This is a genomic window from Bacteroidota bacterium (assembly GCA_016194975.1).
Classification (GTDB): Bacteria; Bacteroidota; Bacteroidia; order Palsa-965; family Palsa-965.
This window is the reverse complement of sequence record JACQAM010000007.1, coordinates 64,221-77,962: the sequence shown is the minus strand read 5'-3', so window position 1 is coordinate 77,962 and position 13,742 is coordinate 64,221. Positions and strand designations below refer to the sequence as shown.

Genomic DNA, 13,742 nt, shown 5'->3' with positions numbered 1-13,742 from the left:
AGTATTGGGTTTTGGAATTTTGTTCAATACTCAGAAGCAAATTATTCTTCCCGGCCAAATTGATGTTGGGGCTTTTCCTACTTTTATCATGGCCAATGCACCCTGCAAAAACCTTTTTCTTTTTTTTATTCCTCATTTTTCCGCGGCTCATTTCCGCGCAGGCTTCCATCGCCGCTTATAATTATTCCATCACCATCGATCTCCAGAATGTAAGTGAAGACAAAGACCGTGTGAAAGTGACCGTGCTTCCTCCTGCAGTGAGCGGGCCGGTTGTAAAATATATTCTCCCTACCTATTTGCCAGGCGTTCCCGGAAAAGTTGATGCAGGACGATTCATTCACCAGTTCTATGCCATTGATGATCGCGGATTTCAGCTCAAGGTGAAAAAGAAAGGAGAGAACACTATTCTCCTCTTCCTGAAAAAAGGAGAAACACTGCGCAAGATCGAATACTGGATCGACGATACATGGGATGCTGAAAAAGTGAAAGCAAAAGAATCGGATGAGAAATTCAATTACGTTCCGCAATGTGCTGGAACGAATATCGATGCCGGAAATAATTTTGTACTCAACCACGCTTTTATTTTCGGTTATCTAGAAGGGCTTGCGAATATTCCGTACAACATCACCATCATAAAACCCGATGAACTGGAATCCTCTTCTTACCTGAAGATCATTCACCAAACGCGGTCAAGAGATGAATACCATGCAGCTACTTATTATGAACTCATCGATAATCCGGTCATGTATTCGCGTCCCGATACATGCAGTTTTTCCGATGGAAGAATAAATATTTCCGTTTCTGTTTTTTCGGAGAATGGAAAAATCTCGGCGCGGCTTGTGCGCCGGCTCATTGCAGCACAGACGATGGCCAACCTTAATTTCATAGGCGACATAGGCGAACAGAATTTCAAAATGATTTTTTATTTCACTACTCCTTTTAAAACGATCCTCAATAAATATGGCAGTTACGGCGGACTTGCCCATCGTCACTGTTCATTTTATTTCATGTCTGAAATTGCAGATGAAGATGAACTCGAGAGCGAAGTGCAGCGTGTTACTTCCGGAGATATTCTTCATTTGCTTTCACCGCTCGATTATCTTTCTTCCTGCGGATCGGGCGATCTTTCGAAACCGCAGATGTCTTCGTCGTGGTGGTTTTGCCAGGGAGCGAACATGTATCTCGGATGGCTTTCTGCGGTACGCGATTCTTTTACCAGCGAAAATGAATTCATGGGCGCAGTGAGTGCGAAGATCCGTTTGTCTCTCGTGTGTCCTGAAAAACCGGTGAGTGATGTTGTGAATGCGATCACCATGATGAAGAGTCCGCTCCGGCGCGAAGGCATACGCGCGAAAGCCATGCTCGTTGCTTTTTTGCTCGATATAGAAATTACAAAAGCAACAGGAGGAAAAACAGGTTTGCGCGAACTCATTCTGCAAATGAATGCAAACGGAAGAATTCCGCCCGACTCGCTGGAGAAAAAAATAATTCAACTCTCGGATCCTGCCATTGCCGGTTTTTTCCGCGATTATGTGAATGGAATAAAACCATTGCCGCTCATCAAAGATCTTGAAGCGATCGGTTGGGCGTATGCACCTTCTTCTATTGATTCTGTACTCACGTTCGGACAATTCGGTTTGCTTTATGATGATGAGAAAGATGCATTCCTCATTCACAACGCCGACACCACAAATTTATTCGGACTGAGAAATGGAGATCGTTTGCTGAGTGTGGATGGAGTAGTGGTAGGCGCTGCAAATTTTGATGAAGCATTGCTCCCCGTGTATTCGCCAACGGATGAACAAATAGTGGAGATCCGTTTCATCCGCAATGATCAGAACATGGTGGCTTCTTCGTACCCGATGGAGAAAACGGTGCTCATCGATTATTTCATAAAAGCAGATCCGGCGGCGAATGACGATGAACTTTTACTGCATGATAGAATTTTTCATCCGCTAATGAACTGATCATTGTCTTTAACGCGAAAAATAATACGCTGGCATAAACTGAAAGACGATCCCGAAAAATTTTCATTGGGAATTCCGGTAGTTCGTTTCATAGCCGGAAAAAAGATCTGTCTCGTGCGCACGGGCACAGGCGTTCACGCGATAGAAGAAAAATGTCCGCACAACGGATTCTCGCTCGAGTACGCGTCGTGCACGCCCGATGGCGAGGCGATCATTTGTCCATTGCACCGTTATGTTTTTGATTTTAAAACCGGACGCGCGCGCGGAGGAGCCGCAGAAGCAGCACGTGTTTTTCCAATAGAAAAAAGAGAAGACGGATATTATTTGGGAACGGAAGAAACGGAGTGGGGATGGTTTTGAGTTCGCACAAGCAGGCGCGCAGCGGCAGTTTTTTTTAGTGAATTAAATAAATTCCAATGGCGAACCAATAATTTGCTCTGATTATTATTTATTGGTAAATTTCATAAAAATATTGCTGTCATATTTTGAGAAATGAAAAGACTGGCTTGACAATAAAAACTAAAAAAAATGAAAACAAAATTACTTATCGTATTTATCGCACTTTGCACAATTGCAAATGCACAAAACACGTGGATTCAAAAACCTTTATTCGGCGGGGGATTTAGAAGCGATGATGTTGGTTTTGCCATTGGTTCAAAAGGATACATAGGAACGGGTTGGAGCAACACTGCTTTGACAAAAGACATTTGGGCATATGACACACTAACAAACGCATGGACTCAGGTAGCAGATTTTGGCGGTTCTCCGAGAAGTTGGGCTGTGGGATTTGCAATTGGCACCAAAGGATTTATTGGGACAGGATTAGATACCTGCTCGGTTTGTCAAGCGCGAAAAAAGGATTTCTGGGAATATAATTCAACTACAAATATTTGGACTCAGAAATCCGACTTTGGAGGAACAGCACGATACTTGGCAGTAGGTTTTTCAATCGGGGCCAAAGGATATATAGGCACAGGAAATGACGGTGTAAATGAAAATGATTTTTGGGAATATGATACCACTTCAGATTCGTGGTCACAGAAAGCTTTTTTCGGAGGGCTTGAAAGGAATGGGGCATTTGGATTTTCAATTGGTACCAAAGGATATATAGGCGGCGGCAGTAGTAATTATAATGATTTTTGGGAATACAATCCTTCAAATGATACATGGGCACAAAAAGCAAATGTCATTGTATATGATCCGTTCTATGCAGCAGCATTTTCAATTGGAAATTATGGTTATGTATTAACAGATGATAGCGGTGCTGGAAGTGATTTCGGGGAATATGATCCCATAACAAACACATGGATATTAGTTGCTAATCTTGCATCGCCGCGCAATGAAGGAGTTGGATTTTCTATTGGGAATAGAGGATATATTGGAACTGGACATGATGGAAGCGGAAGAAAAAAGGATTTCTGGAAATACACGCCTTGCTCTTCTTTTCCTACTGCTACAATTACGGCAAGCGGGCCAACAACATTTTGCAGTGGCGGAAGTGTAACGCTTACTGCGAGTACCGGTAACAGTTATCAATGGTGGAGCAGTCAAACCACACAAAGTATTGTGGTTTCAACAAGCGGAAGTTATGCAGTAATTATTACTGATTCCTGCGGAACTGCAACTTCATCTCCCGTAGTTGTTACGGTAAATCCCTCACCAACGGTCACCATTACTCCTTCCTTAGATACCATTTGTGTCGGCGAGTCGGTAATACTTTCCGCTTCTCCAAACACAAATTATTTATGGAGCACGAGTGCGACGACCTCTTCTATTTCAGTTGCTCCAACTACTACTACTTTTTATTCTGTTTCAAGTACAGGTGCAAACGGATGTATCGGGATGGACACTGCAAATATTATTGTTCTTACGTGCACTGGCGTTTCCCAATTGGAAAATAATAATGATTTTATTATTTATCCGGATCCTTCAAACGGAATTTTCAATTTGAATTCCCAAACAGCGAATGGGGAAATTTCTGTTTGCAATGTGTTGGGAGAAATTATTTTTCAATCAAAGATCAATTCTCCAATATCCACAATTGATTTATCCAGTCAATCAAGTGGAATTTATTTAATGACTGTGAAAACCGAAAAAAAATCTTTCACACAAAAAATCATTATTCAATAGGATTGATTATTGATATTCACTAATAAAGAGCGCATTAATATTCCTGAACAAGTGATTCCAATGGGATATTAAGTTTCACATGAAGGTTACGAACCATTTCGAGTGTTAGCTTACGTTTACGAGTTAGAATTTCACTAACACGACTTGTATAACCCAAAATAGCACCGAGCTCTTTCTTTGTCATACGCATTTGTTCCATGCGATATAGAATGGCCTCAACAGGATCTGGCGCTTCAATTTTATAGTTTTTGTCTTCGTAATCTTTAATAACAAGAGCAAGAAGCTGAGCCTCTTTCCCTTCTTTAGTATTTGACTTTGCAAGAAAAATTTCTTCAAAGCGAGCCAAAGCTTTCAAATACTGCTTTTTAGTTTTTAATACTTCTACTTCCATTGCTTTACAGTTTTACTTTCAGTGGTATAGTGCTATTTTTTCTTATCTATTTTTTCTTTTTTTTTTTCGGTTTAAACATGTCTATTGTATTTGCGTCAATCGAATCATACTCCTTATGCGTTCCAATAAATTTGATAAATACCCAGCCATTCTCGTAATTGATCGAAGCTACCAACCGGTAGTCATTCCCCTTGATGTCAAAAACAGCACGGCTGCTTTTGAGAATACTTACACTCCCTCCATAATCCTGTTTAACCTGGTTTGGTATTTTCCAGTTTTTTGAAAGAACTTCTTCGTACCAGACTTCCAATGAAACTTTCGCATCCGCGTGCTTACGGTAAGCGTCAATTAGGGAACTCTTGTTGTAAATATTCATTCTGATCACTAATAATACGGTAAAGATAGCCAAAAGTTACCAAAATGGTAAATATATTCCCAAAATGGGAATAATTATCCAGTGAGGTATTTAAATGCACGGACCAGTTTTCCTAGCCCCGATGTGCCCCGAGTACTCGGGGCGCAGCGGGACAGGTGAGAATTTGAAGCACTGAAGCTGCCGCTCCAAACAAAAAACTTCAATAAAAAAATCTGTGCTTCCTGCCCGACTTCGCCATTCCCGTCCTTACCCCGTCCGAATGGCTCGTCCGGGCGGGCGGCACGGGCAAGCAGGCGGGCGTATATCCGTATTATTCGTAATCCGTACCCGATACACTACCTTTATGCCTTCAAACAAACGCGCATGTCTATACACAAAAAAGAAGTAAAAAAAGTAACCACGCACGTACTGCAGGAAATGAAACGCAATGGTGAGAAAATTTCCATGATCACTGCTTACGATTTCACGACTGCGAAAATTGTAGACGCTGCAAGCATTGATGTAATTCTCGTTGGCGATTCTGCTTCGAACGTAATGGCAGGACATGAAACAACATTGCCGATCACACTCGACCAGATGATCTATCACGCATCGAGCGTGGTACGCGGAATAGATCGTGCGCTCATTGTGGTGGACATGCCATTCGGTTCTTATCAGGGAAATTCGAAAGAAGCGCTGAACTCGGCGATACGTATCATGAAAGAATCGGGCGCGCACGCGGTGAAACTCGAAGGCGGAAAAGAAGTGAAAGAATCGGTGGAACGGATTTTATCGGCAGGAATTCCTGTGATGGGACATTTGGGATTAACGCCGCAATCGATTTACAAATTCGGAACATACAACGTGCGTGCGAAGGAAGAAGATGAAGCAAAGCAATTAGTGGAAGATGCAATTCTTCTCGAACAATCGGGCGTGTTTGCGATCGTGCTCGAAAAAGTTCCTGCAGCACTCGCAGAAAAAGTGGCGAAAAAAGTTTCCATTCCCGTGATCGGTATTGGAGCGGGTGGAGGAGTGGACGGACAGGTTTTGGTTTTTCACGATCTCGTTGGACTTACCACACAATTTCACCCGAGATTCCTAAGACGTTATTTGAATTTGTACGATGATATAAAAAGTGCAGTAGAAAAATATATTGGTGATGTGAAGAGGAAGGATTTTCCTAATAAGGAAGAACAATACTAGCTTTTGTACGAACTACGAAATGGGCGAATACGCGTATACAGATTCGCTAAAGAAATGGGCGAATACGCGTAATACAGATTCGCTAAAGATTCGAAAACTATCTTTTGTACGAACTACGAAATGGGCGAATACGCGTAATACAGATTCGCTAAAGATTCGAAAACTATCTTTTGTACGAACTACGAAATGGGCGAATACGCGTAATACAGATTCGCTAAAGATTCGAAAACTTGCTTTAGTTCGTACTAAAGGTGTGTTGAAAAGTTTTTTTGTAATGGATTGAGAAATATTTTCTACCATTGCGCCCTTAATTATTAATTCTAAAAAAATATGAAAGCTGAATTATTACGTAAAGATCTTGTGTATCCTGAATTGAGTTACAAGATCGTAGGATGTGCCTTTGAGGTATTCAAAGCTTTAGGACCAGGTTTGTTGGAGAAGAGCTATCAAAAAGCGTTGGCTGTCTCATTGATAGCCAATGGTCTTGCATTCAAGGAACAAATGAAGTATGATATGTTGTTCCATGGAGAGAAAGTAGCAACCAATTATTTTGATTTTCTCGTCGAGGACAAAATTGTCATCGAATTAAAACGCGGAAAGTTCGATTACCCAAGTGAACTTGATCAGGTACTTCAATATCTTAAAGCGAGCGGTAAGCTTCTTGGAATTATTATTCGCTTTACTGAGAATGGTGTTCAGTTCAAGAGAATAGTAAATTCGCTTTAGTACGAACTACGAAATGGGGGAATACGCGTAATTCACATGCGCGAAAGATTCGAATTGATTTGTAGATATTGTTTGTGCATTCGTACTAAGTACGATTCGCGTTTTCGTAGTTGGCGTATTCGCCCATTTCGTAGTTCGTACTAAGTACGATTCGCGTTTTCGTAGTTGGCGTATTCGCCCATTTCGTAGTTCGTACTAAAGTGTGCGACCGCCGTGAAAATTAACCAACCACAGCAATTGCCCGATGTGATTACTCTCATGCCGAATGTGATGCATAATAGTGTTGCGCATTGTTTTTCCACCGAGAATTTCCCAACTCAATTTATTTTCTGAATCGAGATCTTCCGGATTCAACATTGCAAGATGAGCCATCGACATTTCGTGGACTTTTTTGAATCCGGCATATACTTCTTCCCACGGCGGACCGTTGTCCTGTCCTTCTTCCGCCGGTTTTCCCAATGCAAATAATTTCATCCATGGTAATTCGGGATTTGGCCCGCCGCTAGAACGGAGAATTAAAATACTCTCTGCCCAGGTCATGTGTGCAAAAAGCCAGTAGACGCTGTTGATCTTTCTTCCTTCCACCTCAAATCTTTTTTTGAGATCTGCATTTTTGTTGTCGAGTTTTTTTATGGCGAAGTGCGCAAGTTGCCGCGTAGCATCCACCATGTTGCGCAGCGTTTCCAGTTCAGATTTTTTATCCATAATTATTTTTTCAGAAGCGAACATATTTTTCAGTGAGCATTTTATCGATCCCGCGTGCGCGCGCTTTCTTTGCCTGCTTACGAAGAATGAATTCAAAAATACTCATCCAACCGGGGAGATTGCTTTCAGAAATATCAAAGAGCCATGCAAGAGCGAGTTTATTTTTCGGAAAACCTTTTTTGTCGGTTTCTCCATCCTGCGCGAGTCCGTAACCGATCTGCAGCGATTGTTCAAATCCTATCGACGCCGGGCGAAGTTCAACTTTGAATTTACACGTCTTGCCCGATCGGTTTCGGAACAAATGATGAATGTTGGGATGGGCAGTTGCTGATTCGCCTTTTTTCAGTGTATGAATTTTTTTTCCGAGCCGTATCTGCACTTCGCCTTCGAGGCAGGCAAAACTTTCGGAATACGTTTTGTGATAATGAAGGCCGACCCCGCCTCCATCGGCGAGTTCTACTTCTACCAGAGTACATTCGCCATTGGTATCGGCATGAGTTTTCAGAAATGTGACATGATCTTTCTGAACAGGATTGTAAATCTTTCTTTCCATAGTTTATCTGGTATTAATTTTAGGTTGTGTTTTATTACAACCTGAATTTACGGCAATGGTGATCGACGTGTTTATTCATTAAAAATTAGAAAAGCAGTATTTACAGGAAATTATTTTTCATTCATTTGTTTTTCGAAAAGATACCGGAGGTGCCGTTCAATATATTTTTCTCCGGGCAATAAACTTGCCTGTATCCTTTTTGCGTAATGAAAACTATCGAGGATGTCTTTGTTTTTTTCTTCGATGATGGTGTACGCTTTCTGCAGTTCTGTATTTTTTATTTTTTCCAGTTCCGCTTCTTTTTTCGCGAACTCCACCTGGTTGAGGAACTGGATGCTTTTCAATTTGGTATTCGATTGCATGCTGATCACTTCTTCCTTAATAGAATGGAATTTCCGGTAATATTCTAAAGCTGATTTGTAATTTCCTTCTCTTTCATAAAGTTTACCGATCGATTCGAGGATTTCATAAGACACGCTTCGGAAAGTTGATTTCTCGGCATACACCAACGATTCAAGAAATTTTTCTTTTGCTTCGGAAAAATTATTTTCCAGTTCATCGATTCGGCCCAGCAGCATGAGGAAACGCATAATGCCATAGGGAATTCCTCCTTCTTCGCGCGAACGTTTCAATCCACGTTGCGCGAGTTCGCGCGCTTTTTGAATTTCGCCGGTCTCAATATGCAACTCCACCCAGCGGATGAGTGTAGCAAAGTAACCCAGTGTTTCTGTGGATTCACTTCGCAGTTGCAGACTTTTCGCGAGTGCTTCTTTTGCTTTTTCAAATTCTTTTTTCCGGAGATAAATATCACCGAGGATCATGAGCGCTGCGGAAATTCCTACATCGTCACTCATTTCTTCACGGATAGCAAGCGCCTTTTCGCCGGAACGTTGCGCATCGTCGAGATCATTGAAATGAACATTGATATAGGCGAGCTGAAAATAACAGGCAGCCATTCCTGCTTTGTCATTATTTCTTTCGCGCCATGCGAGACTTTTCTGCAATACACTTATTCCGTCGCTGAAATTTCCCACGCGCACGTGCAGAATGCCGATGTTGTATTGGGCATGTGCCATTCCGGATTCATCGCCGGTCTTTTCATAAATGGAAATACAACGGAATAAATTCTCATACGCTTTTTCATGCTGCGCGAGCTGCATGTGTGAAAAGCCAAGGTGAAGAAGACTCTCCGCTTCTCCTTTATCATAATGGATGGCTTCCGAGATATTCAGCGCGCGCGAGGCAAGTTCGCCTGAATATTTCGGATCGATGTTCCTTCCTTCGAATGAAAACCGGTTGAGCAGATCGGCTTTTGCGCGGTCGTTGGTAAGGAGTTCGAGTTTTGATTCCAGTGCGGATGGTGAAATCATTCTTGAAAATTAGGAAAATAAATCAGGAAAATGAAAGAAGCATTTCGACAGCAGTGAATCAATAAAAAAATCACATTATGATTTTAGGATTGAGTGTTCCTTTTTTATGCCGCGAAGGCACCAGACTGCCCGCCGCACTGAGCTTATTCACGGAGGCGGGGACACGAAGAAAAAAACAAATCGATCCACTACCTGTCCAGCGAGTTCCGGATGTACTTTTCATTCGGCAATAATGCGTTTTGTATTCTTTTCGCATAATGAATGGAATCCAGGATCTCTTTTTGTTTTTCCTCCACTAATAATTTTTGCGCCGAAATAATTTCATTTGCTTTCTGTTTATTCCTGAACGCGCGTAAACTCACGACTGCTACCACGAGCATGAGCGCAAACCCGAGTGCGCCCCCGTACGTGTAAATTTTCTGCTGCTGAATTTCCTGCTTGTGTTTTAAGTCGTCATGCTTTTTTTGTTCTGAATTTTTAATAGAATCAGCAGAAGTTTTTTTATCGAAGCCGTATTGCATTTGTTGTTGAACTATTTTTTTTGTATTCTGTTCATTGATGAGGGAGTCGCGGTAAGTGATATATTCTTTGTAAGAACTATAGGCACCTTTGAAGTCTCCGCAAATACTGTCGAGATGATAAAGTGTTTCGTAACAATCGAGCAATTCATCTTTACTCTGAATTTCCTCTGAGACACGGATTGCATCATCGATCATTATTTTTGCTTTGTTCATTTCATTCAGTTTCATATAAAATTCCGAGAGATTCACGTAAACAGTTGCCACTCCATAATCATCTTCAATTTCCTGTCGTATCTGCAGCGCTTTATTATAATACTCCAATGCTTTATCATTCTTATCTAATCGGTCGTAGACCACTGCGATGTCATTATAACAAGTAGCCATTCCACGTGCATCATCGCTTTCTGTTCTGTAATTAAGCGCCTGCTCATAAAGTTTGAGTGCTGAATCCAGCAGGTTCTGGTCATTATAAATATTGGCGATATTCAACAATCCGTTCCCGATCCCTTTTTTATCCTTCAATGAATCGAAAATGGAGACTGCGGATCGGAAACTCTGCAATGCGTCTTTTAAATTGTTCTGCGATTCATAAACCATGCCCATGTTATTGTAAATTCCGGCCACTCCTTTCCTGTCATTCATTTTTTCCCTGATCTTCAGCGAAGAAAAATAATCGGCGATCGCTTCCTGATAATTTCCTTCTCTCGATGCGATACTGCCGAGATAAGAATAAGAGCGCGCAACTTCCTTTGATAAATTCAATGTCCTGGCACGTTTCAGCGCTTCATTGCCGTTCATTTTCGCGTTTGCATAATCTTCCAGAATAAATTGTTGCCAGCAAATGGAGTTCAGCAACTTTACCTGCTCCGAATCCGATTTTGTTTTTTGAAGAAGATGAGAAAGTGAATCAATTACATTGCCCTGGCAAAAGATCAAATGACCATTTCCGGAAAAAATAAAAAAAAGAATAAGCAGGTAAATTTTCTTCATTTCCTATTGGCAGAGCGGTTCAGGTTCTTTAAAATATATTTTTCATTCGGCAACAGGCTCTGCTGAATCCGTTTCGCATAATGAATACTGTCGAGAATTTCTTTCTGCTTTTCCTCCACTAATTCTTTCTGCCGCGAAATAATTTCATTCGCCCGCTGCTTATTACGGAATGCACGAATCGAAACTATTGCAACAATGAGCATCAATAAAAACCCGAGCGCGCCCCCGTACGTATAAATTTTCTGCTGCTGAATTTCCTGCGTGTGTTTAAGATCGTCGCGTTTTTTCTGTTCCGAGTTTTTTATGGAGTCGGCGGAAGATTTTTTGTCGAAGTCGTATTGCATTTGCGTTTGTACTGTTTTTTTTGTGTTCTCTTCATTGTTGAGACTGTCGCGGTAGAGAATGAATAATTTATAATGTTCCAGTGCAGAGTGAAAATCCATTTGAGCGCTGTCCATTTGAGTGTAAGAAAAATAACATGTTTTTATTCCGAATTTATCACCCGTTTCTTTCGCGAGTTGTAGTCCTTTGTCAAGATACTTTCCTGCTTCCCCGAATTTCTTTTGCTGAACGAGAATATTCCCGATGTTCATGGTACTGGTTTCCACGCTTTGATTATCTCCGATCTGTTCAGCAAGGTTCAATGCGGTGAACTGATTTTTGAGAGCAGCATCAAAATTTTTAAGTGAATAATAAGCCACGCCAATATTGATATACGAAGCCGCACAACCTGCGCTGTCTCCGAGCAATTGTTTTATCTTCAAAGCGGCAAGATGATTGGAAAGCGCTTCATTATACTTACCCTGGTGAGCACAGCACGTGCCGATATTATTATAATCGATTGAAATGCCTGCACTGTCCCCAATTTCGATTTGGATTTTCAACGCTTCAGATAAATTAAAGATGGCATCATTGTAATTAAGCTGGTCGGTGTAAATGGCGCCGATATTCGAATAAACTTTGGCCATACTTCGTTTGTCCCCTGTTTTCTCAGCGATCTTCAAAGCCGAAAGATTATCCTGTAGGGCATCCGGGTATCTTCCCTGATAATAATCCACAGCGCCCAGAATGCGGTAAAGTGTTCCTGTGCCTTTATCAAAATTTAATTTTTGAGAAACCGTGAGGCCGGCAAGTGCACACATTTTCGCTTTATCATAATCTCCATCCTTTATCGAATTTTTTCCTGATTTAATAAAAGCATTCACTTTATTGGTATCATCCTTTGCCATGGACAGTGCTTTTATTAACGAATCCTGTTGTGCGTGGCAACAGTTGACGTTTAATAAAATTATTGCAGTTAGGAAAAGTGGAAAATATTTTTTCATATTAATTTGATCCGGACTTAAGGTGACGTTCAATTAATTTAGCATTAGGCAAAAGCGACTGCTGAATCCGTTTCGCGTAATGAATGCTATCCAAAATTTCTTTCTGCTTTTCCTCCACTAATTCTTTCTGCCGCGAAATAATTTCATTCGCCCGCTGCTTATTACGGAATGCACGAACGGAGACTATTGCAACAATGAGCATCAGCAAAAATCCCGCGGCTCCTCCATAAGAATAAATTTTCTGCTGCTGAATTTCCTGCGTGTGTTTAAGATCGTCGCGCTTTTTCTGTTCTGTATTTTTTATAGAGTCGGCTGAAGTTTTTTTATCGAAGTCGTATTGCATTTGCGTTTGTACTGTTTTTTTCGTGTTCTCTTCGTTAACGAGACTGTCGCGGTAAGTGATGAACATTTTATAATCTTCAAATGCTTTTTTGTAATTAAGTTTCAAAGTATCGAGTTTAACAAGACAATTATAAGTGTCACGGCAATCTCTTTTGCTGCCTACTTCAAGAGAGAGCGACAGAGCGCTATCGAGATAAGCGGATGCGCTGCTGAAATTTTTCATGCTAATGCACAGACTTGCAAGGTTCACGCATGAAACAGCAATTCCATCCTTGTCACCGACCTCTTCATTTATTTTCTTGCCCATCAAAAGACTTTTCATGGCTTCGGGATAATTTTCCAGGGTATAATAAATATCTCCCATATTTCCATAGAGCATAGCGACTCCACGTTTATCGCCGGTCACGAGAAAAATTTCCAATGCCGCCTTGTAATTCTTCAGCGCATCATCGTAATTGTGGGTTTCATAATAAATATTCCCGATATTCAGATAGCAATCGCCAATGCCCTGCCGGTCATTTATTTTTTTCCTGATGTCAAGTGAGTGCGAATAATTTTTCAGCGCTTCAGTATAATTTTCCTGCATGGCATAAACATTTCCGACATTGTTGCAGGCATAAGCAATTCCTTCCGGCCGGCCAAGTTCTTCGTTGATGTGCAGCGCCACCAGGAAATTTTTCAGCGCTTCAGGATAATTTCCCTGGTGACGATAAATAAGCCCGAATGAATTGTACGCATTTGATAATCCCTGCTTGTTATTGGTGACTTTATATATTTCCATTCCAAGCGAATTTTCCTTTAACGCTTCGGCATAATTTCCTTTGTGGTAATAATACAATGCAATATTAGTGTAAGCGTACGCAGTTCCATTCGTGAAATGCAGGCGCTTGCTCAATTCCATTGCACTGTTGGCATAGTTCAGAGAAGTAGTAAGGTCGCTGATGAGCCGGTATTGCCGGCTGATGTCATTGAAAGAATTCACTTTGTTCGTGTCTTCCTTTTCAGTTTTGATCAGCGAGAGAAGAGAATCAATTGTTTTATTCTGGCAATAAAATTCCTGAACAGAAAAAAAATAAAATAAAAACAGGAAGGCCGTTAACCGGAAGTTTTTAAATTCTATGGCCTGCTTATTTGTCATTACTTCTGTAATTTATTCTAACAATA

13 protein-coding genes are annotated in these 13,742 nt (G+C 41.1%); 5 read left to right on the top strand and 8 right to left on the bottom strand.

Translation table 11 applies throughout. The features are described from left to right. Positions 1 to 95: 95 nt before the first annotated feature. The 3 genes from HY064_04970 (at position 96) to HY064_04960 (ending at position 4,097) form a co-directional block, all read left to right on the top strand. The gene (locus tag HY064_04970; GenBank protein MBI3509992.1) at positions 96 to 1,967 is read left to right on the top strand and encodes a hypothetical protein; all 1,872 of its coding nucleotides are present in this window, start codon (positions 96 to 98) and stop codon (positions 1,965 to 1,967) included. Between the two features lie 3 nt (positions 1,968 to 1,970). Next, positions 1,971 to 2,327, top strand: coding sequence for a Rieske 2Fe-2S domain-containing protein (locus HY064_04965; GenBank protein ID MBI3509991.1), 357 nt, complete (start codon positions 1,971 to 1,973; stop codon positions 2,325 to 2,327). Positions 2,328 to 2,495: 168 nt separating this feature from the next. Next, positions 2,496 to 4,097, top strand: coding sequence for a T9SS type A sorting domain-containing protein (locus HY064_04960; protein MBI3509990.1), 1,602 nt, complete (start codon positions 2,496 to 2,498; stop codon positions 4,095 to 4,097). A gap of 34 nt (positions 4,098 to 4,131) precedes the next feature. Here the strand turns inward: HY064_04960 and HY064_04955 are convergent, their stop codons facing one another. Then, complete coding sequence (locus HY064_04955) at positions 4,132 to 4,488, bottom strand: transcriptional regulator (GenBank protein MBI3509989.1); 357 nt, start codon at positions 4,486 to 4,488, stop codon at positions 4,132 to 4,134. Between the two features lie 46 nt (positions 4,489 to 4,534). Beyond that, positions 4,535 to 4,864, bottom strand: coding sequence for a type II toxin-antitoxin system HigB family toxin (locus tag HY064_04950; GenBank protein ID MBI3509988.1), 330 nt, complete (start codon positions 4,862 to 4,864; stop codon positions 4,535 to 4,537). 363 nt (positions 4,865 to 5,227) lie between these two features. On the opposite strand from HY064_04950, the gene panB reads away from it, so the two are divergent. Together panB and HY064_04940 are read left to right on the top strand one after the other, a co-directional pair. Next, the gene (gene panB, locus HY064_04945; protein MBI3509987.1) at positions 5,228 to 6,046 is read left to right on the top strand and encodes a 3-methyl-2-oxobutanoate hydroxymethyltransferase; all 819 of its coding nucleotides are present in this window, start codon (positions 5,228 to 5,230) and stop codon (positions 6,044 to 6,046) included. A 330-nt stretch (positions 6,047 to 6,376) separates the two neighbouring features. After that, the gene (locus HY064_04940) at positions 6,377 to 6,772 is read left to right on the top strand and encodes a GxxExxY protein (protein MBI3509986.1); all 396 of its coding nucleotides are present in this window, start codon (positions 6,377 to 6,379) and stop codon (positions 6,770 to 6,772) included. A 195-nt stretch (positions 6,773 to 6,967) separates the two neighbouring features. On the opposite strand, the gene HY064_04935 is transcribed toward HY064_04940, so the two are convergent. The 6 genes from HY064_04935 to HY064_04910 form a co-directional block, all read right to left on the bottom strand. Continuing rightward, positions 6,968 to 7,477 (bottom strand): DinB family protein, encoded by a 510-nt coding sequence (locus HY064_04935; GenBank protein ID MBI3509985.1) that lies wholly within the window; start codon positions 7,475 to 7,477, stop codon positions 6,968 to 6,970. A 10-nt stretch (positions 7,478 to 7,487) separates the two neighbouring features. Further along, positions 7,488 to 8,030, bottom strand: a complete 543-nt coding sequence (locus HY064_04930) for a cupin domain-containing protein (protein ID MBI3509984.1) — start codon at positions 8,028 to 8,030, stop codon at positions 7,488 to 7,490. Between the two features lie 110 nt (positions 8,031 to 8,140). After that, positions 8,141 to 9,400 carry a tetratricopeptide repeat protein gene (locus tag HY064_04925; GenBank protein ID MBI3509983.1) on the bottom strand — a complete coding sequence of 420 codons (1,260 nt, stop codon included), beginning with the start codon at positions 9,398 to 9,400 and terminating at the stop codon, positions 8,141 to 8,143. A gap of 188 nt (positions 9,401 to 9,588) precedes the next feature. Beyond that, on the bottom strand, positions 9,589 to 10,911 hold the full coding sequence (locus HY064_04920; protein ID MBI3509982.1) for a tetratricopeptide repeat protein: 1,323 nt from the start codon (positions 10,909 to 10,911) through the stop codon (positions 9,589 to 9,591). Further along, positions 10,908 to 12,140: a tetratricopeptide repeat protein gene (locus tag HY064_04915; GenBank protein ID MBI3509981.1), complete on the bottom strand. Its 1,233-nt coding sequence runs from the start codon at positions 12,138 to 12,140 to the stop codon at positions 10,908 to 10,910. The genes HY064_04920 and HY064_04915 overlap by 4 nt, the downstream gene beginning before the upstream one ends. Positions 12,141 to 12,237: 97 nt before the next feature. After that, positions 12,238 to 13,716, bottom strand: coding sequence for a tetratricopeptide repeat protein (locus HY064_04910; protein ID MBI3509980.1), 1,479 nt, complete (start codon positions 13,714 to 13,716; stop codon positions 12,238 to 12,240). Positions 13,717 to 13,742 lie beyond the last annotated feature (26 nt).